Source organism: Advenella incenata, from assembly GCF_004217095.1.
GTDB lineage: Bacteria > Pseudomonadota > Gammaproteobacteria > Burkholderiales > Burkholderiaceae_B > Advenella > Advenella incenata.
Map to the genome: position 1 here is coordinate 1,064,773 of NZ_SHKO01000001.1, position 20,596 is coordinate 1,085,368.

Annotated in this window: 16 protein-coding genes; 4 read left to right on the forward strand and 12 right to left on the reverse strand. The window is 55.4% G+C overall.

Annotated elements, in window-relative coordinates; all coding sequences use genetic code 11:
- Nucleotides 1-128: 128 nt before the first annotated feature.
- Both EV681_RS04820 and EV681_RS04825 read left to right on the forward strand, forming a co-directional pair.
- Entirely contained in the window at nucleotides 129-5,630 is a 5,502-nt protein-coding gene (locus tag EV681_RS04820; protein ID WP_165392943.1) for a YadA-like family protein, read from the forward strand.
- A 75-nt stretch (nucleotides 5,631-5,705) separates the two neighbouring features.
- On the forward strand, nucleotides 5,706-6,512 hold the full coding sequence (locus EV681_RS04825) for an OmpA family protein (RefSeq protein ID WP_128395624.1): 807 nt from the start codon (nucleotides 5,706-5,708) through the stop codon (nucleotides 6,510-6,512).
- Between the two features lie 245 nt (nucleotides 6,513-6,757).
- Here the strand turns inward: EV681_RS04825 and EV681_RS04830 are convergent, their stop codons facing one another.
- The 9 genes from EV681_RS04830 to madL all read right to left on the reverse strand — a co-directional run bounded on the left by EV681_RS04830 (nucleotide 6,758) and on the right by madL (nucleotide 14,031).
- Nucleotides 6,758-7,585, reverse strand: coding sequence for an acyltransferase domain-containing protein (locus tag EV681_RS04830; protein ID WP_165392944.1), 828 nt, complete (start codon nucleotides 7,583-7,585; stop codon nucleotides 6,758-6,760).
- Between the two features lie 97 nt (nucleotides 7,586-7,682).
- Nucleotides 7,683-8,549 carry a triphosphoribosyl-dephospho-CoA synthase MdcB gene (mdcB, locus tag EV681_RS04835; RefSeq protein WP_130303416.1) on the reverse strand — a complete coding sequence of 289 codons (867 nt, stop codon included), beginning with the start codon at nucleotides 8,547-8,549 and terminating at the stop codon, nucleotides 7,683-7,685.
- Entirely contained in the window at nucleotides 8,539-9,228 is a 690-nt protein-coding gene (gene mdcG, locus EV681_RS04840; RefSeq protein WP_130303417.1) for a malonate decarboxylase holo-[acyl-carrier-protein] synthase, read from the reverse strand. The genes mdcB and mdcG overlap by 11 nt, the downstream gene beginning before the upstream one ends.
- A gap of 10 nt (nucleotides 9,229-9,238) precedes the next feature.
- Entirely contained in the window at nucleotides 9,239-9,949 is a 711-nt protein-coding gene (locus EV681_RS04845; protein ID WP_130303418.1) for a biotin-independent malonate decarboxylase subunit gamma, read from the reverse strand.
- Entirely contained in the window at nucleotides 9,946-10,860 is a 915-nt protein-coding gene (locus tag EV681_RS04850) for a biotin-independent malonate decarboxylase subunit beta (protein ID WP_130303419.1), read from the reverse strand. The genes EV681_RS04845 and EV681_RS04850 overlap by 4 nt, the downstream gene beginning before the upstream one ends.
- Nucleotides 10,857-11,171: a malonate decarboxylase acyl carrier protein gene (gene mdcC, locus EV681_RS04855; RefSeq protein WP_128395630.1), complete on the reverse strand. Its 315-nt coding sequence runs from the start codon at nucleotides 11,169-11,171 to the stop codon at nucleotides 10,857-10,859. Before mdcC ends, EV681_RS04850 begins: the two co-directional genes overlap by 4 nt.
- 5 nt (nucleotides 11,172-11,176) lie before the next feature.
- Complete coding sequence (mdcA, locus tag EV681_RS04860) at nucleotides 11,177-12,832, reverse strand: malonate decarboxylase subunit alpha (RefSeq protein ID WP_130303420.1); 1,656 nt, start codon at nucleotides 12,830-12,832, stop codon at nucleotides 11,177-11,179.
- A 21-nt stretch (nucleotides 12,833-12,853) separates the two neighbouring features.
- Complete coding sequence (gene madM / locus EV681_RS04865) at nucleotides 12,854-13,615, reverse strand: malonate transporter subunit MadM (RefSeq protein WP_130303421.1); 762 nt, start codon at nucleotides 13,613-13,615, stop codon at nucleotides 12,854-12,856.
- A 14-nt stretch (nucleotides 13,616-13,629) separates the two neighbouring features.
- Nucleotides 13,630-14,031: a malonate transporter subunit MadL gene (madL, locus tag EV681_RS04870; protein WP_128395633.1), complete on the reverse strand. Its 402-nt coding sequence runs from the start codon at nucleotides 14,029-14,031 to the stop codon at nucleotides 13,630-13,632.
- 285 nt (nucleotides 14,032-14,316) lie between these two features.
- Here madL and EV681_RS04875 point away from each other — a divergent pair, with 285 nt between their 5' ends.
- Entirely contained in the window at nucleotides 14,317-15,264 is a 948-nt protein-coding gene (locus tag EV681_RS04875) for a LysR family transcriptional regulator (RefSeq protein ID WP_130303422.1), read from the forward strand.
- Between the two features lie 104 nt (nucleotides 15,265-15,368).
- On the opposite strand, the gene EV681_RS04880 is transcribed toward EV681_RS04875, so the two are convergent.
- The 3 genes from EV681_RS04880 to EV681_RS04890 all read right to left on the reverse strand — a co-directional run bounded on the left by EV681_RS04880 (nucleotide 15,369) and on the right by EV681_RS04890 (nucleotide 18,517).
- A complete protein-coding gene (locus tag EV681_RS04880; protein WP_130303423.1) occupies nucleotides 15,369-16,835 on the reverse strand; it encodes a carboxylesterase/lipase family protein in 1,467 nt (488 codons plus the stop codon).
- A 2-nt stretch (nucleotides 16,836-16,837) separates the two neighbouring features.
- Nucleotides 16,838-17,821 carry a Bug family tripartite tricarboxylate transporter substrate binding protein gene (locus EV681_RS04885; protein WP_130303424.1) on the reverse strand — a complete coding sequence of 328 codons (984 nt, stop codon included), beginning with the start codon at nucleotides 17,819-17,821 and terminating at the stop codon, nucleotides 16,838-16,840.
- Between the two features lie 69 nt (nucleotides 17,822-17,890).
- Nucleotides 17,891-18,517, reverse strand: coding sequence for a TetR/AcrR family transcriptional regulator (locus tag EV681_RS04890; RefSeq protein ID WP_130303425.1), 627 nt, complete (start codon nucleotides 18,515-18,517; stop codon nucleotides 17,891-17,893).
- Nucleotides 18,518-18,956: 439 nt separating this feature from the next.
- Here EV681_RS04890 and EV681_RS04895 point away from each other — a divergent pair, with 439 nt between their 5' ends.
- Complete coding sequence (locus EV681_RS04895) at nucleotides 18,957-20,582, forward strand: ABC transporter substrate-binding protein (RefSeq protein WP_242612216.1); 1,626 nt, start codon at nucleotides 18,957-18,959, stop codon at nucleotides 20,580-20,582.
- The last annotated feature ends 14 nt before the right edge of the window (nucleotides 20,583-20,596 follow it).

Genomic DNA, 20,596 nt, shown 5'->3' on the forward strand with positions numbered 1-20,596 from the left:
CTGTACTTATAGATAAAATGCTGGCCTTCCACTCTTCTATGATGCTTACGAAATAAATACTAAATTTTTCGTTTCATAACATTTAGTAAATATATGAAATGTTATGGATTTCAATGGGGAGTGGGAAAATGAATCGTATATACAGGTCTATTTGGTGCGAAAAAACAGGCACTTTTGTTGCTGTGTCCGAAAATACAAAGAGAGGACGCAAAACTGGCGCTGGCACCGACAAAACAGAGCTTGGCAGCTTGCCTTTTCATGATTTTGCGGTCAAGGCGCTGCTTCCGGTCTTATTCACGGGCGCCATTGCCCTGTTTCCGCCAATGGCATTGGCCGCAGGGGATCTCACCACGTCAGAATGTACATTTTCCTGGGGGAATGATACTGGCGGCACGATAACGATCAAGGGCGAGGGTACCGGGAGCTCCGATACGTTAGTCTGTGCTGAAGCGTTGCAAGGCCTGGTCGACAACCCATTGGAATATTTCAGCGTAAATTCTACTGGAGGAGGAAACGTTGACAATGATGGTGCAGTCGCTCCAGACGGGATTGCTATCGGTAAAAACGCTTCGGTGGGCGTAGGAGCCACCAGCGGCGTTGCATTGGGGCTGGGAGCAACAACGACAGTGGCTAACGGCATTGCGCTGGGAGCGGGTTCGATTGCCAATACGGCCGCGGGTATCGCACCGTACGCACCGGCGGGTGCTTCCGTGCCGTCAGTTGCTGCCGTCAATGCAACAACGAGCTCCTTAGGAGCATTGAGTGTTGGCGATCCCGCGACAGGAAAATTGCGTCAAATTACAGGCGTCGCTGGTGGTACGCAGAATACAGATGCGGTCAACGTCAGCCAGTTGAAGGCAGTTGAAAGCCTGGCCACCGGCGCCGGCGCTGGATGGAACCTGACAGCCAATAACGGCGCGACGACACAGAACATCGCTCCGGGGGGCAGCGCGGACTTTATCGGCGGTACCAACACGAACGTGGTGCAAACGGGTAACCAGATCAAGGTCAACCTGAATGACAGCGTGAACCTGGCAGGCACACTGTCGGTGACCGGCTTGAGCACGTTCAATGGTGGCGCGGTGATCGGCAATAGTCTGACAGTGAATCCGGCTACAACGGTGAATATGGGCGGTAACCGGATCAATAACGTGGCCGCAGGGGTTGCGGATACCGATGCAGTTAATGTCAGCCAGTTGATCGATCAGGGTGACGATCTGACAGCCAAGGGCCTGAACTTTGTGGGTAATGATGCATTGCCGGTACATAAGGATCTGGGTCAGACACTTTCTATTGTGGGTGGCGCAGTGCCGGTAGCAGGTACCTTCACTAGCCAGAATATACAAACGTTCAACGATGCCGGAGCCATCCGCATCCAGATGGCGGATTCGCCGAAATTTGGCAATGTGGTTATTAACAATGCTGGTTCAGGCAAGATCACAGGTGTCACCGATGGCGATGTCACTGCCCTAAGTACCGACGCAGTGAATGGAAGCCAGCTGTTTGATGTTCAGACAACAGCCAACAAAGGCTGGGATCTGACCGCCAATAATGGCGCCACCACACAGAATATCGCCCCCGGAGGCAGTGCCGACTTTATCGGCGGCACCAACACCAACGTGGTGCAAACGGGTAACCAGATCAAAGTTAATCTCAACGACAGCGTAAACCTGGCGGGAACATTGTCTGTGACGGGCCTGAGCACATTTAACGGCGGTGCGGTGATCGGCAATAGCCTGACAGTGAATCCTGCCACGACGGTGAATATGGGCGGTAATCGGATCAACAATGTGGCAGCGGGTATCGCCAATACCGACGCAGTTAATGTCAGTCAGTTAACCGACCAGGGTGATGACTTGACAGCCAAGGGCCTGAACTTTGTGGGTAATGATGCGTTGTCGATACACAAGGATCTGGGCCAGACCCTGTCTATTGTTGGGGGCGCAGTGCCTGTCGCAGGTACTTACTCAAGTCAGAACGTGCAAACCTTCAATGATGCGGGCGCGATCCGCATTCAGATGGCTGACTCGCCTAAATTTGGCGGGGTTGTGATCAATGATGCCGGCAGCGGCAAGATCACAGGTGTCATGGACGGCGCAGTAACCGAGTTCAGTACCGATGCAGTCAACGGCAGTCAACTCTTTGCCGTGCAAAGCACTGCAGGCGCCGGCTGGAAGCTGACAGCCAACAACGGGGCAACCACGCAAACGATTGCTCCCGGAGGCAGCGCGGACTTTATCGGCGGCACCAACACCAATGTGGTGCAGACGGGTAACCAGATCAAGGTCAATCTGAATGACAGTGTGAATCTGGCTGGAACATTGGCTGTGACCGGCTTGAGCACATTCAGTGGTGGCGCAGTCATTGGCAACAGCCTGACCGTTAATCCCGGCGCGACAGTGAATATGGGCGGTAACCGGATCAATAATGTGGCGGCCGGTGTGGCCAATACCGATGCAGTCAATGTCAGTCAGTTGAAAGACCAGGGAGATGAACTGACCGCCAAGGGCCTGGATTTTGCCGGTAACGTAGGCATTGTTCACCGGGATCTTGGCTCAACGATGGTGATCCAGGGCGGACTTGATCCACTGGCAACGGCTTCCAACAAAAACATCCGTACCGAAGTGGATGCCGGGACAGGTGCCATGAATGTCATGTTGTCCGAGTCCCCCGTTTTTGGCGCTGTCACAGTTAATGATGCCGGCGGCGGCAAAATCACAGGAGTCACTGATGGCGACGTTACCGAACTGAGTACCGACGCAGTCAATGGCAGTCAGTTGTTTGGTGTGCAGACTACTGCCAATAAAGGTTGGGACCTGACAGCCAATAACGGTGCGACCACGCAGAACATCGCTCCGGGGGGCAGTGCAGACTTTATCGGCGGCACCAATACCAACGTGGTGCAGACGGGTAACCAGATCAAGGTCAATCTTAATGATAATGTAGACCTGGCAGGAACGTTGTCAGTGATGGGTCTAAGCACGTTCAATGGCGGCGCGGTGATCGGCAACAGTCTGACTGTCAATCCGGGCACGACCGTGAATATGGGCGGTAACAAGATCACTAACGTGGCCGCAGGGGTTGCAGATACCGATGCAGTCAACGTCAGCCAGTTGACCGATCAGGGAGATGATTTGACAGCCAAGGGCCTGAACTTTGTGGGTAATGGCGGGTTGCCGGTACATAAAGATCTGGGGCAGACGCTGTCTATTGTTGGGGGCGCAGTACCTGTCGCAGGCACTTACTCAAGTCAGAACGTGCAAACCTTCAATGATGCGGGCGCGATCCGTATCCAGATGGCGGATTCACCGAAGTTCGGTGGGGTTGTAATCAATGATGCCGGCGGCGGCAAAATCACAGGAGTCACTGATGGCGACGTTACCGAACTGAGTACCGACGCAGTCAATGGCAGTCAGTTGTTTGGTGTGCAGACTACTGCCAATAAAGGTTGGGACCTGACAGCCAATAACGGTGCGACCACGCAGAACATCGCTCCGGGGGGCAGTGCAGACTTTATCGGCGGCACCAATACCAACGTGGTGCAGACGGGTAACCAGATCAAGGTCAATCTTAATGATAATGTAGACCTGGCAGGAACGTTGTCAGTGATGGGTCTAAGCACGTTCAATGGCGGCGCGGTGATCGGCAACAGTCTGATGGTGAATCCTGGCACGACTGTGGATATGGGTGGCAATAGGATTAATAACGTAGCCGCGGGAGTTGTGGGCACGGACGCCGTCAATGTCAGTCAGTTGACCGATCAGGGAGATGATTTGACAGCCAAGGGCCTGAACTTTGTGGGTAATGATGCATTGCCGGTGCACAAGGATCTGGGCCAGACGCTGTCTATTGTTGGGGGCGCAGTACCTGTCGCAGGCACTTACTCAAGTCAGAACGTGCAAACCTTCAATGATGCGGGCGCGATCCGTATCCAGATGGCGGATTCACCGAAGTTCGGTGGGGTTGTGATCAACGATGGCGGCAGCGGCAAGATCACAGGTGTCATGGACGGCGCAGTAACCGAGTTCAGTACCGAAGCTGTCAACGGTAGCCAGCTGTTTGGTGTACAGACAACGGCTAACAAAGGTTGGAACCTGACAGCCAATAACGGTGCGACCACGCAAAACATCGCTCCGGGAGGCAGTGCGGACTTTATCGGTGGCACCAACACCAACGTAGTGCAAACGGGTAACCAGATCAAAGTCAATCTGAATGATAATGTGGATCTGGCTGGCACGCTGTCCGTCATGGGCCTGAGCACATTCAACGGCGGTGCGGTTATTGGCAACAGTCTGACCGTCAACCCTGGCACGATTGTGAATATGGGCGGCAACCGGATCAATAATGTGGCGGCCGGTGTAGATCCCATGGATGCGGTCAATGTCAGCCAGTTGAAGGACCAGGACGACGAGTTGACAGCCAAGGGCTTAAATTTTGCGGGTAATGTGGGTGCTGTCCACCGTGATCTTGGTTCAACGATGGTCATCCAGGGTGGACTTGATCCGCTGGCAACGGCTTCCAACAAAAATATTCGTACCGAAGTAGACCCAGACACCGGCGCAATGAATATCATGTTGTCCGAATCTCCAGTGTTTGGGGCGGTGACTGTGAATGCCGGGGGCACCGGGAAAATTACTGGTGTTTCAGACGGGTTGGTTGCGAGCGGCAGTAAAGACGCCGTCAATGGCGGTCAATTGTTCGGCGTGCAACAGGAAATCGGCCAACTGAGCAATCTGCCCATTACATTTACCGGCAATAGTGGATCGGTTGATCGCAAGCTTGGGCAGCAATTGAAGATCACCGGCGAAGCGACGACGGCTGGCACATATAGCGGAGCTAATATCCGTACTGTGGTGGAGGGCAATGAAGTCAAAGTCCAGATGGCGCAAGCTCCGGTATTTCAGGAGCTGACGGTTGCCGGCAATACCACCATAGGTGGATCACTGAATATGTCGGGCAACAAAATTACTAATGTGGGAGCAGGAGACATTAGCGCGACCAGCCAGGATGCAGTCAATGGCAGCCAGTTGTACAACATTATCGGCGAAGTCAAAACAGTGGGCTGGAACTTGCAAACCAACGGCGACACGCCATCCAAGGTCCTGAACAACGATACAGTTCAACTCAACGACGGCAGTAACGTCAATATCACACGCGACGGCAGAAACGTGACCATTGCAGTTGATGATAATCCGACCTTCAATAGTGTGAACATAGGGGGAGGCGCCTTCGTGGCCAACTCACAATCGGTTGAGATCAGGCCGGAGACCAACGTGAGCATGGGCGGCAACCAGATCCATCAGGTCGCAAATGGTACCGCCCCGATGGATGCGGTGAACGTACGCCAATTGAGTAGCGTCGAGAGTAATCTGAACTCGCGGATTAATCGCGCCGAAAAACGGGCCGAAGCCGGCACTGCTGCGGCAATGGCGGTCGCCGGTTTACCTCAGGCATATTTGCCCGGCAAAAGCATGTTCGCGGTGGCCGGCAGTGTGTTTCAGGGAGAGTCTGGCGTCGCCATGGGCCTGTCCACCGTATCGGGTAATGGTAAATGGGTCCTGAAAGGCTCGGTCACCAGTTCCAGTCGCGGTCAGGTTGGCGGCACGGTTGGTGTCGGATACCAATGGTAAGAATGCTATAGAACACGCCGGTGCATGTACGCATGCACCGGAGAAGAATCACCATGGTTTAAAGGGATACTTAAGATGCGATACAAAAATTTCAAAGCCACTCGGGCGGCCTTCGCCGTGACAGCACTCATGACTGTGTTCCTGGCAGGCTGCTCGACGCTAAGTGACGTTAAACCGGACGGCTCCAGTGACAATGTGGTGTGGCCCGACGTAAACCGTATTACATTCGATAACAAACAGGGCATTTATCCGACACAGCAAAGCATTTCATTGATTCGCGCCGGGATGACCAGGGACCAGCTTTATCATCTGCTGGGTCGTCCGCACTTTAATGAAGGATTTGGCAGTAACGAATGGGATTATCTCATGCATTTTCCCGGCGCTGGCCAGGGCGAAAATGACGTGACCCGCTGCCAGTTCAAGATTTTATTCGATGCAGATCACCTGGCCCGCAATATGTACTGGAAGCCGGTTGGCGACCAGGGCGCAGGCTGCCCTCCTGGTGCTGCGCCGCAAACCTATACCCTGAGCGCCGATGCGCTATTTGAGTTTGACCGTTCCACGCTTAGCGATGTGACGTCAGGCCGGCAGGCGCTGAGCAAGCTGGCCGAAAGTCTGCGTGGCACGCAAGGCATCCGCTCAATTTCTGTTACAGGCCATACCGATAGACTGGGCTCGAATGCGTATAATCAGCGCTTGTCTAAAGCCCGAGCAGATACGGTACGCGGCTATTTGATCCAGAACGGTGTTGCTGGCGATCTGATCCATAGTCGAGGCATGGGGGAAGCTCAGCCGGTGGCGCAATGTAATAACGGCAACGAGGCGGCACTGATCCGTTGTCTGGCGCCCAATCGCCGTGTCGAGGTGACGGTGGAAAAATGAGCGATGTGTCCGACGCGCAGCCGCTTGCGGTATACGTCCGAGTGATTTGAATAACACCCCTCTCTTGCAGAAACATGCAGCAGAGGGGCGTGCCCATGCATCACCTATATGCCGGGATAACGCAGGGCAGGCACGTTCCGTCGCTCTGCCTGAAAGGGGCGCAGTACCGGTATTGTAATTGCCGCCCTATAATGTTCCGGCGTCAACGGCCGAAGGGATTTTCGGCGTCTGTGCATTAATCGGTATCAACGGCGCACCAGCAGATTATCAACCCACTTTTGTATGCCGAGCGGGGAGCGGAAGTCATCGATCGCTCTGGCTGGTATATCTGGATAGATGGCATTCCACATTCGTGCCATGGCGCGACCCGGCCCGATCTCTAGCACGGCATCCGGTTGCAGTTCACGAATGGCCTGCAGGCAGGCTACCCAATCCATGGCATGGCTTATCTGATCAGCCAGCGCATCCAGCGCCTGCGCCGCCAGCATGGCTGCGCGACCGTCCATGGCGCTCAGCACTTTGAATGTCAGGGGCGCCTTATTGCGATAGGGCGCAAGGTGACGAGCGAATGCCGGTGTAGCGGACTGCAGCAGCGCGGTATGCGAAGGTGTCTGAACAGACAGCCTGACAACGCGCATGGCGCCGTGCTCGTGAGCCAATTGCCCGGCATGCTGCAAGTCTTGTTCTAGGCCACCAATAACATAGTGCTGCTCTGGATTGATGATGGCCAGATGCGTGTTGCTGCTAGTGGTAATCTTTTCGATATCATTAAGGGACAAGCCCATGATGGCCATCAGGCCTGCCGGTGTTTGTATGCAGTCGTCCATGCAGGCAGCCCGTTGTGCTGCCAAAGTGATTCCCTGCTGCATATCGAAAGCGCCGGCTGCGCTGCAGGCTGCCAGCTCTCCCAGGGAATATCCTGCTGCGCAAATCGGTCGCGGCAGCAACGGTTGCAGTTCATGCCACCATTGCAGTTGAAATGCAAAGATAAACGGCTGGGCAATCCTGTTTTGTCCAAGTGTCTCGCAATGGACTGCAGCGTTATGCCAGACATCAGGCAGCTGTTTTGACATTTGTGCTGCCGTTTCTGGCGACACCATCGTTTGCAGTGTTTGAAAATGTTCAGCAGATTGTTGTCCCTGGCCGCTGAATACGATGGCAAGGCGCATATCAGAGTGACTCCAGAAACAGGACGACACCTAACAAGTCGGCCGATCCGCCAGGACTGAGCCGACGGGATACAAACTTGGCATGCAAGGCCTGGGCGTGATTTTGCCAGTCTGGGGCATGTACACCACCGCGGGCAAGAAATGTTGTTGCGGCTTTGCGGGCAAAATCCAGGCCCGGATGACCGCCTCGCCAAAGCAGATTGGTGTCTTCTAGTTCGGCCATCAGTGCAAAGAAACACTGGACTGCTGCCTGTTGCGGGCAATGTGTTTGTGCAAGCGCTGCACGATAGGCCGGCAAGCCAATGCTGATGGCCGAGGGAAAGCCGGCGGCAGCCTCGGTGCGTGCGCCCCCGCTGCCGTAACGGCGTTGAACGACAGCACCGTGACTATCGTTGCCGGGTTTTGCGCTGGCTACAATGGCAGGCCCCCACAGGTCTGCAACGCGCCGACTGACCGATTCGGCCGAGCACGAACCGCCAAGGGCAATGTCAGCACCCGCGGCCGCACACAGCAACCCCAAATTGAAAATTGCCCCGCGGTGAGTGTTAATACCATTGGTGGCCTGCAGCATGCGCTGCTCTGCATCCACTCCGCAACATTGCAACTGTGCATAAGTGGGCGTTTGCATGCCCAGGCGAGATATCGCCGGGAAATACCCGCGCAGCGCCTGAAGGCTTCGCACAAAGGTACTGAAATCCATGTCGGTGTGGCTGCCGCTGTCCACGGGGTTGACCAGGCCAGGTTTAGGCGCAAGCGCGACCTCCCGATACAGCGCGCCGATTGCCAGCCGGCCAATTTTTTCCGGTGTCAATGTTGCACGGGACGCATGATCAATGCTTTGCTCTGGCTTGATGGATTCAGCAAACATGGTCGTGTTCCTTTAAATGCGATAGCAGTTCAGTCAGACTCAGCAATGCAACGTCGGTGTTTTTCTTGACGATAACCCTTGTCGCCTGTTGTGTCGGTTGCGTCGGTTGAGACAAGGCCTGGGCAAGCTCCTTCCAGTTGGCGGCCGCGCCACCGGCAAAGCGTATTTCACCATCCAGCGAGCAGGGCAGCGCCTGCTGGGCCTGTTGCAGGGCTTCAATGCAGGGAGCAAGCTGAGGCGTACGGGCAATATCACAGACAAGATCAATGTCAGACCCACTATGTCTATATGTGGTTCCGCTTAGCATTTCCCACGCGAGCGATCCGTACACGCTGACCACAATATCGTGCGATTCACATTGCTGCAGCAAACGTTTCAATGGTTCAGCAACGGCTGCAGTGCAGGTATTTACGCAATGAGCGAGCGTAAGCGGTGACGCGATTGCGCAGATTGCATCGGGATTGACCGAGACGCTTATTCGCCTGGGCTCCGTACCCGGCGGCAATGTCAGGCCCAACAAAATCTGGGCGCCGGCGGCCGCAGGTTGCCGGGCCACCACCAGCGGCTGCCGAGCCTGCAGCCAGCGCTGCAGGGCTGCGTGAGCGGCGGGGCTGCGCATTGGGCTGAGCAACTGGTAATCTGCGGTCGGGTACAGATAGGCAAGGTCATGGCGACGCATGATTTATTTCCTATGCGGCCAGGATCTGATCGACAATGCTGGCCGCCTGCACCCGTCCGGTTCTGTCCTGGCCTGTCTGCATACGAAGGTCTGGTCCAGCCTGGTCTTTTAATAATCCGGCAAGCGCAGCTTCGAGCAGTGTGGCGGAGGGTGCCGGCCATATATCCTCGATAGCACCCATGCGCTGGTAATTTTCCGCGCCAGGTGCAAAGGTGGGGGCACTGGCTGAAAGCTGCACCAGTTTTGCATGATCTATCTTGGTCACGCGCGCCATGGCTTTCAAATCCATGACCCGCACTTGCGAGCTGGCCAGCGCGTAGGCGCGGTCTGCCATGAGTCCGAAAGACAGGTAGCCGCCGCTGACCGCCTCTCCGGTGACCAGGCTCAGGCTGACATGGCCAAGGCGTCGGGCCAGGTCGACGCAGGCCGCCAGATGCGCCAGGCTCCCATTGAGGCAAAGTAGCTCCTGGGCACGCGATAATGCCTGACCCTGGGTGTCGACCAGAAATATCAGTGGTCGACGCGGATGCGCCTGGATCGTAATCAATATCTGCTGGGCCAGGTACAGTGCAATCTCGTGGTCGATGGCGGCAGCGTCCGTCGTTCCCAGTACCGTAACGTCGCCAGCGGCGGTGCTTGCTGTTCCGCCCAATTGATGACCGTCGATTCGAACTTGATGTCCGGCCGGAAACAAGGTGTCCAGAATAGTTGTCAGGTTCATGTGTAAAGTTCCTTCTGCAGTTCGGTCAGGTCCGCACAGTTCATCATGGGAATGTCGGCGGGCGCCTGGATGCCCAGGGCTTGCCATACTTGCAGCCCATCGCGCATACCTTTGAAATTGTCCATTCGAGCCAGCAGGCGCGACTGGTTCTGCTTCTGCGCAGCCAGATCAGGTGGCGCAAATTGCTTATCTGCAAGCAGCTGCCTGGCGGCATCCCGGAATGCAAACGGATCGTCTTCTACCAGAGCGGCGCAATCGTTCATCAGATAACGGTGCTTGCCGCCAGTCACGCGCCACACCAGGGCCCGATCACGGGAGTCGAACTCTTCGACACCGGCCACGGTTTCGATGACTTCGGGGCCGGACAGGGCAAGACGGCCTTCTTCGGACATGACGATTGCGGAACAAAGGCAGGTCACAATGCCCATGCCGCCGAACGCGCCGCAACTGCCTCCCACCAGTGCCACTACCGGTATGCCAGCGGCACGCGTATCCAGTATGGCGCGCATGATTTCGGAAATGGCAATCAATCCGGCATTGGCTTCATGTAACCTGACGCCACCGGAGTCGACTAGAAACAGGACTGCAGCGGGTTTGTCGCGTATGGCGCGGCGTAAAAGACCGACAATTTTGGCCCCGTGGACTTCACCAACAGACCCGCCCATGAACTGGCCTTCCTGGGAGATAATGAAGACCGGTTTTTCATTCAAGAGGCCTTCGCCAATGATCACACCATCATCGAAGGCGCCGGGAATGTCCAGTGCCGCCAGATGTGTGCTTGGTGAGCTCTCTGTCGGCGGCATCAGTTCCCGGAAGCTGCCTTTATCCAGTATCCAGGAAAGTCGCTGTCGGGCAGTGGCTTCGAAGTAACTATGGCGTAACGAGTGCGCAGAGCTATTTTCCGTGGTCATCGCAAACCTCCTGCATATTGACTGATTGCCTGGCCGAGTCTGAGCGTGACCACCGCAGGTGTTGCGCCCATATCGTTAATGGCGATGTGCGTGCCACCCACGGCATGATGGGATATGAACTCTGCCAGAACGGCCTGCCAGATATTCCCGAATCCGCGGGCAGAGGTCTTTATCTCTATTGTGCAGGACGCGGCAGTATCTGCGGGCCGCACCAGCACTTCAAGGTTGCCCGAGCCAACCACGCCGCAAAGCACTGCACCACTAGCGGGTTTGATAGTGGGTGTTGAAAAATGATATTCAAGTTTTTCCATGGAGTTCACCAATTGCGGAATCGGGAAGGGGGCGCGTAAAGATCGCCAGACCATCTGACGAGATCTTTGACCGAGCGGGCCGCCAGCAGATCCCGCGTTGCCAGGCGAGGGTCAATGCCCAAATCTTCGGGACGGCGAACCACGCCACGATCGCGCAGATTTTCAACCATGCGCCTATCGCGTGCCATGCCTACAGGTGTAAAGCCGGCAACGCCGCGAATGGCCTGGGCGCGTTCCTCGGCGCCGCGACATAAAAGCAGATTGGCGATGCCTTCTTCGGTCACGATATGCGTGACATCGTCGCCGTAAATCATAATGGGAGGCAGCTCGGCATCCATGGCCGCTTTCAACTGCCAGGCGTCCAGCTCCTCTACAAATACCGGCGTCATATGTTCGCGAAACGTTTCTACCGTTTGGACAACCAGCTTGCGCCCGCGTATCGCGTCGGGTCCGGCGGCCTCTCTGCCCGCCTTGAGCCAGGCGGCAGAGGCGTGTCGCCGGCCATGTGGGTCTGAACCCATATTGGGTGCGCCGCCGAAGCCTGTAATGCGTCCGGTTGTTGCGGTCGAACTATTTCCGGCCAGATCGATTTGCAGTGTTGAGCCGATGAACATATCGCAGGCATACAGGCCCGCCGTCTGGCTCAAAGCACGATTTGAACGCATACTGCCGTCCCGGCCGGTGAAAAATATGTCCGGGCGGGCGGCGATGTAGTTCTCCATGCCAACTTCGGAGCCGAAGCTGTGGATGGATTGCACGCAACCGGATTCAATGGCGGGAATCAGGGTGGGGTGGGGGTTCAGGGCCCAGTGGGTGCAGATTTTTCCTTTCAGGCCAAGTTCGGTTGCATATGTGGGTAGCAGCAATTCAATTGCAGCGGTATCAAAGCCGATTCCATGATTGAGCCTTTGTACGCCATACTCGGCGTAAATGCCTTTGATCGCCATCATCGCCATCAATATCTGCACTTCTGTAATCTGAGCCGGGTCGCGGGTGAACAACGGTTCAATATAGTTGGGACGTGGTGCCACTACGGTAAAGTCGACCCAGTCCGCCGGAATATCGACCCGTGGCAATGTATCCACTCGTTCATTGACCTGAGCGATCACGATCCCGCTGCGAAACGCCGTGGCCTCTACGATGGCTGGTGTATCTTCGGTATTCGGGCCGGTGTACAGGTTGCCGGCAGCGTCCGCCGCCTGCGCCGCAATCAGGCAGACATTGGGAGTCAGATCGGTAAAGTAGCGACCGAATAGTTCCAGATATGTATGGATGGCGCCGATCTCGATCTGTTTGTCCTGTACCAGTCGCGCCAGGCGAGCCCCTTGCGGACCTGAAAAAGAAAAATCCAGTCGGCTGGCAATGCCGTTTTCGAAAAGATCCAAATGACTGGGCAGGGCGAGCACAGACTGAACCATGTGCAGATGATGCAATTGTTGCGGATCGCAAGCGGCCAGCGAGTCAGCGAGAAAATCGGCCTGCTTCTGGTTATTGCCTTCCAGGCACACGCGATCGCCTGGTTCAATAACCGCTTGCAGCAGCTGGGTGATCTGCTCTTGTGTAATTTGAGGGGCCAGCCCCAGATTGGCAGCACGTTCCAGGCGTCGCTGTCGCCCGCGTTTTCGTGTGTCCCAGACTTTGGAGGTGCCAGTGTGATTCATAGGGTATTCCTGTTGCTTAAATTAACCGAATAACGCTCTTGTTGCGAGAAACAGAACAGAGGGCCCCATCAGGCAGCCCAGGCCGGTATAAAAGGTTGCTGTCAGCGCGCCATAAGGCACCAGACGCGGATCTGTGGCCGCCAGCCCTGCGGCAACGCCGCTGGTGGTTCCTGCCATGCCGCCAAAGACCATTGCCGAACGTGGATTATCCAGACGCATGAAGCGGGCCGTGGCAGGGGTAAAGACCATGACAAGAATGGCCTTGATCAGGCCCACGCCAATGGACAGGGCAATGACGTCTGAACTGGCGCCGATGGCCGCGCCGGTAACCGGACCCACAATGTAGGTCATCGCACCGGCACCGATCGTCGCCATGGATACCGCGTCCCGGTAGCCGAATGCATAGGCAACGCTTGCCCCCACAACGAACGGGAGCACGATACCCAGCATCAGGGAAACCATACCGATGAGTCCTGCCTTTTTAACTTCTTCTACCTGTACGTCAAATGCCGTCGCGACGATGGCAAAATCACGCAACATGGCGCCGCCCATGAGCCCTATCCCGGCAAACAGCTTGATGTCAGCCAGCCCTTTGGTGCCACCCGTTTCTATTCCGCCCCAGTAGGCAAGAATTAAACCGATCACAATCGCAATGGCCGAACCATGTACGCGCCCATTGGTCAGTCGTCTTGACAGATGACCAGAAATCCATATGATCAGACCGACGAAAGCGAACGCGGCGATCAGATTGTTCTGCATAATTGCCTGTTTCAACATATCCATAGTCATGTCTCCCTTTACGCGCGGTCAGCAGCGAGGCTGGCTTGCCAGGTAGCGCCGGCATCCTCAGGACCGCGGCGATTGATCGCCGCGATAACGCATACAGTAAGCACCACCGTCAGGATGGCGCCCAGTATGGCGACCGGGCCGCCCTTGAGTGCGGCCACAACATTCTGCTGCGAGGCCATGGCGATCACGATAGGAATATACATGGCCGACCAGAACCCTACGCCGGCCAGTGTGGTGGCGGGCATGAGTCCTTTCTTGTGCAGGTAGGTGCGGGCTACGATCAGCAGCATCATGGAGATGCCGACGCCGCCCACGTTGGCTTTGACCCCGATCAGCATGCCCAGCAGGTCGCCGATGTAGACTCCCAGTAAATGGCATGCTGCCAGTATGGCAGTACCGTAAATAATCATGGTGTTGTCTCCGGATGTTTTTATGATGGATTGTTAAGCGTTGTTAGTACCGAAATGGAATCAGTCTGGCATAGAAGGTGTTGCGAACGCCGCTATGACTCCTTTTGGTAAGACAGACAATAGACAGGGCTGGCGGGCTTTTCAATCAACCTGCATGTACAATCGTTTAGCCTGAGGTTAAATATTCCGTCGTCGCCGAATGCATTCCTATAGTCAACAGCCAGGTCTTCTGGCCTGACCTATCGTTTACCCTAGCCATCATGAAAGATCCTGTGAGTCAAACCCATGGCCATTGATGAATCCATTACCCTGAAAAAACTGGAAGTCTTTCTGGCTTTCATGGAGCGCAACAATCTTGCCCGTGTTGCAGAGGATCTCGGGCAGAGCGTTGTCAGCGTACACCGCGCCCTGCATTCGCTGGAGCAGGCCATCGGCTGCCCACTGTTCAAGCTGGAAGGAAGAAACCTGGTCCCGCAAGATACAGCGCGACGATTGGCCGAATCTGCCCGTCGAGTCGTGGCCGAGTGCGAAGATGGCATCCACGCAGTGCGAGATATGGCCGGAATCAATGCCTCCCGGCTCAGGCTGGGCGCCATCTATTCACTCACGTTGCATTGCATTCCGCATTTGATTGTCGGCACCAAGTTGCGCAAGGACGGGCTCAATATAGAGCTGACGCTGGGCTCTAATGACGAATTGCTGCAAAAGCTGCAAGACGGTCGGCTCGATGCGATTGTTATAGGAGTGCATGACGGTATCGACAGCAAGCGCCTGATTACGGTGCCATTATTTTCAGACGAAATGTTTTTGGCGGTACCACTGGATTCGCCCTATGCGAGTCGCACCACAGTTGATTTGCAGGAGCTGGCCAGCGAGAATTTTGTGACCCTGGCCGACGGGTTCATAACATCGTTCAGTTTTAACCGGATGATGGAGCATGCAGGAATTTCACCGGTGATAGGGATGCATGTGGGCGATATCTTTTCGCTGATCAACCTGGTGAGCAACGGCATGGGAATCAGTTTGCTGCCCGGGCGAATTGCATCCTTTACGCCGCGTATCAAGTTGATACCCCTGAGTCCTGATCATACTTATTCCCAACACATTGCACTGTTGTTTCTGGATAGCCGGGAACAGGATCGCAATTTGCTAGCCCTGGCCGCAGAAGGTCGCACCTACAGTCGCCGCCTGTTGCAAGGTGCAGATTTCCCAATGTTGGGAGAGACCGAATGAATCGGTTGGCCAGTATTGATGGCGATCTCAGATCAAGCGGCGAGAGGGCGGGCGCGCATTTTAGCGGCAGGGCCCCCGTTTTGCTTGATCACCGTTGTGCTTGATCAATAAGAGACCAGGCGCTCTATGCTTTCACCATCTCCGAAGAGCATCATGCTGCGCTGACCTTTTTCCTGTGCAGGCCAGCCTGGTTCTCCCGTCTTGGCAAAGCTCACCCAGGCTTGATGCATGCTTGAGACCAGTGCGTTTGAAACAGGTTTATCAACGTCGATAAAATGACGTGCTGTATCGTTATGCAGATTGTTAAACATGAATGGAAGCTCAACGCCGTGGGCAGCACCAAGCTGACCTTCGTATAAGTTCGATTGCCAGCAAAATTCGTAGGAGTAGGCTTTTGTGCCACGATCTGCCGCATGCTCGGCAATGCGCCGGGCTGGTTCGCGGTAATAGTAATCAGATTGAATAGCGCAAAGGATCTCGCCGTTGCTTTGTTTATCGGCAGCAAGTTGTTGTCGATAACGCTCTGCGGTGTTCGGCGGCAGCTTTGCATCTGTGATGAAGCTGTTTACATCCTCTGCGGAAATTTTCGAAATACTACCGCCAGGAACCAGATACAGACGGGCTTCTTCCCTGGTTGCTCCGGCCAGTATCGTTTTTGGCATGGTGTTGTTCTGCTTGATCGCCTGTAATGGTGAGCTGGCAACAATTTGGCCATCGATTACCGGGCGCAGGGCGAAGCGGTGATGTGCACCCAGGCCGTATCGTTGCCGCAGTTTGCCATCCAGCGACAGTTTGGCCAGCGCCGTTGCTGCCTTTTCCGGACTGATGGATGCCAGTCCTTCAAGCGTGGCGGGGCAGTTGGCCAAGTCGGCGATCGCATATGCCGCCGTTTGCGCTTCTGCCATCGTCTGCACCAGCGTACTGGGGCTTTGCAATATGGCCTGATGAAATAAGCCGTTGGCTTGTGGCATGCCCATCAGGCACGCAATTGCGCCGGACCCGGCCGATTGCCCGACAACGGTTACCCGGGCCGGGTCCCCGCCGAAGTTGCCAATATGCTGCTGCACCCAATTGAGCGCCAGTAACAGGTCCTGCAGCCCGCGGTTAGCGGCCATGCCTGGCAATTGCAGAAAGCCTTCCACACCCACGCGATAGTTCACCGTGACAAAAATAATGTCTTTATGCGCAAAGTGAGAACCGTCGTACAGCGGATCGTTGGCATCGCAACGCATAAATCCGCCGCCAGGTATCCATACCATTACAGGCAGTCCACCCGTTTTCAAAGACGATTCTGGAGCCCAGATATTCAGGTTCAGGCAATCAATGTTGCCATATATGTTCTCCGGGTTCGGACTACGCGCCGGTTGAACCGGTGGCGCCGCGAACTTGCGCGCGTCCATGAGCGTAGAGGTTTCTTGTAAAGGCTGGGGCGGGGCAAAGCGTGTGGCGGTGGTGCATGCACGGGCATAACGCAAGCCTCGAAAAACGCATAGCCCATGATGGACAACGCAGCGCACAGTGCCTACGTTTGTACTAATGTCCTGGGTCGTCAGGTGAGAGTGATCGGTCATATTTAGTCCACGGTCAGATTCAGACTTTTGATCAGGGGACGCCAGACATCGGAATCCGCTTTGGCGCGGTCGATTACGTCGGTCCCTGAAGTGGCGATCGCCTTGGCGTTCATTTGCGCAAAGCGCTTTACATAGGCCGGGTCCTGGATGCATTGGCCGGCGGCGTGATTCAATGTTTGAACAATAGGCGCTGGCGTATTTTTGATGGCAACCAGGCCGATCCATGACCCACGGGCCAGTTCCTGGTCGCCCAACAGTTCGGCAATGGTAGGCACGTCAGGAAACGCAGGTGACCGTGCGCCATCAAAGACCGCCAACGGCACAAGCTTACCCGCTTTTATCTGCGGCAATGCGGTGCCCGAAACCAATGTCATGATATCGATCTGATTGCCGATAAGTGCCGTGGCCCCTGCAGACTCACCCGTAAATGGGACATGTGTGCCTGGCACTTTCAATCGTTCCAGCAGTGCGGTGGTGAGCAAATGGGCGGGGCTCCCCTTGCCTGGCGAGCCGAAATTGGCGCCGCCATCCTTGCCTGCAAATTTCACGGCCAAATCGCCAAGCACCTTCACGCCGGAATTCAGAGACGCCGTTAGCACCAGCGGTGACGTACCGAAAACAGTTACACCCGTAAAGTCGGCTTGCGGATCGTAGGGCATCCTTTTGTATACATAAGGAGTAATGGTCATCTGCGACATGCCGATTGTCATTAACGTGTAGCCATTGGCTGGTTGCCCTTTCAGATAATTGATGGCCAGAATGCCATTTGCACCCGCTTTGTTTTGCACAACGACAGGCTGCTTAAGCTGTTTTGCCAGACAATCGGCCAGAACACGTGTCATCGCGTCTGAGCCGCTACCCGGCGGCTGCTGTGCCACTATTGTGATCGGCGACTCGGGATAGGCGGCAAAGGCCGAGCCGGAAAAACCGATTGTTAGGGCAGTAAATAGGGTATTCAAATGCGGGGTGGCCTGTTTGCACGGCATGAATGTCTCCTGACGGAAGATTGCTTTTCTAAGGTTTTTTTTGGGGGGCTGCAGATTTTGGTTGTACGGCTATAGTGCGTTTTGGCTGTAACATCGCTGCGCGATCAGCTCTGCCAGGCAATCGAGTTGTTCCTGGGTTCCCTCATGTGCAGCAGCAAACATTTCCAATAACCCCAGGCCACGCAACGTGGAGAACACCAGGTTGATGAAAGCACCTAGTGCGGGATCGTTGGCCAGTTCAGGAAATATTGTCGGGAAAGTAGCGTGCAGGCGCATTTGCAGGACTTTGCGTAGCTCTGATATATGTGCCAGCAGTACAGGCTGGTTACGGCAACTAAGATACGTTGCCCAGGCCGAGATAAAACGTGGCTGTTTATAAAACAGTGTCCACAAATTGGAGACGAAGGTTTGTGCACGCTTGTCGATCGGCATGTCAACAGGGGGCCAGAATTTTCCGGCGTCAATGTTCTCGTCAACCAGGGTGGCAAGCACATGCATCATGAGCGTTGCCTTGGATTGGAAATGATGCTGGATCGCGCCCGGTGTGACGCCTGCCTCACGGGCAATTTCCTGCATGGATGCGGCCTCTGGTCCCCTGTTAGAGATAATGCGGATCGCCGCGAGGATCACGTCCTGCTGCGTGGTTTTACTGCGGTCCGCCTGCCGGCGGCGCGAGGAAGTAGAAGAGGGGGACATAGATTGTTTTCATTTACATTATGGTCATATTGTAAATGTGCTGATGATAACTGCAATGCGGGTTTTCCAGAGCAGTACGCTGCAAAAGTGCAGCTCAGGTGTTGACTGGGCTGCCGTCAAAAGACACGGTGAGCGCACCCGCCGAGTCGTTCTTCACTATATGGAAATGTGAACGCACTTGCGGGATCTGTCGTATCTGCGTCGCTTACGTTGAACGATTAGCGTCGCTTCCAGGCGCGTTTTCTCGCGTGCACGTCTAGCAACGCACAGGCGTGCCTTATTTTGGTGCGACAACCCCATTCTGTTTGCCGCGACCAGCGTGCCGCACAGCGCAGAACGCATGGATCTGATATTGGCACGTCTTTTGCTTGAGAGCTCTGGTAACTTTCAAGGACACGCCATGATCCCATCTTTTTCCAAGAACACGTTATCCACGGCCATGACACTGGCTGTATTTTGTAGTGCCTGCGCCATGCCTCTGGCTGCCAACGCGGAGTCGGTGCTGAGTATTGCCATGACCGCTGCCGATATTCCCCGGACTTCGGGCCAGCCTGATCAGGGATTCGAGGGCAATCGTTTTACCGGTATTCCCATGTACGACGCGCTCGTCGGGTGGGATTTGTCATCAGATAAAGGCGCAACGCCGCTGACGCCGGGGTTGGCTACAAGCTGGACCGTTGACGAGGCGGACAAGACTAAATGGATTTTCAAGCTGCGTCCAGATGTCACATTTCATGATGGTTCACCATTTAATGCCGAGGCGGTGGTGTGGAATGTCGGCAAAGTACTGGACAAGTCTGCTGCCCAATATGATCCGGCACAAGTGGGCGCTACGGTATCAAGAATGCCCACGCTCAAGGCAGCCAAAGCAATTGATGCTATGACGGTTGAAATAACAACGACAGAACCGGATGCGTTCCTGCCGTATAACCTGACAAACCTGTTCATGGCTTCGCCTGTGCAATGGCAAAAGAAATTCGATGCCGTGCCCGCTGCGGTGAAGGATCCGCTGGAGCGATCAAAACAGGCCTGGAATGCATTCGCAAGCGAAGCGTCCGGTACCGGCCCGTTCAAGCTATCCCGGCTGGTGCCGCGATCCAGGCTTGAAATAGTCAAAAATGATCATTACTGGAATCCTGCGCGCGTACCCAAGCTGGATAAGGTTGTGCTGATTCCCATGCCGGAAGCCAGCGCCAGGACTGCTGCGCTCATGTCGGGGCAGGTGGACTGGATAGAGGCGCCGGCACCCGATGCGCTCGAGCCTATCAAGGCACGTGGCAATACCATTTATACAAATGTACAACCGCATATTTGGCCTTGGCAGTTTTCCCTGACCGAAGGCTCTCCCTGGGCTGATAAGCGGGTGCGGCAGGCAGCCAACCTTTGCGTGGATCGCGAGGGCATGAAAGGCATGTTGGGCGGCCTGATGGCGCCGGCGCAGGGCGTTGTAGCCAAATCCAGTCCCTGGTGGGGCACACCGACATTCGATATCAAATATGATCCGGACGCTTCGCGCAAGCTGATGCAAGAGGCCGGTTTCTCCGAGAGTAAACCGGTCAAAGTCAAAGTGCAGATTTCAGCGTCGGGTTCGGGTCAGATGCAGCCGCTGCCGATGAATGAGTACATACAGCAGAATTTGAAAGAGTGCTTTTTCGATGTTCAGTTCGATGTTGTTGAATGGAATACCCTGTTCAACAGTTGGCGCCTGGGCGCCAAGGACGCCAGTGCACATGGAGCACAGGCGACCAACGTTAGTGCGGCAACTATGGATCCGTTCTTTGCCATGGTGCGTTTTGTCAGCAGCAAAGCGTTGCCGCCCGTTTCGAATAACTGGGGCTATGTGATCGACGACACGTTCGACGACTATATCCGCCAGGCGCGCACCAGTTTTGATCCGGCACAGCGTGATGCTGCTCTGGCCAAGCTGCATACCCGGATGGTAGACGAAGCCGTGTTTCTTTATGTGGCGCATGATGTCGGCCCCAGAGCCATTTCCAACAAGGTCAAGGGCGTAGTCCAGCCACAAAGCTGGTTCATTGATATTGCGACCATGTCCAAGGAGTGATTTGACCGACCACG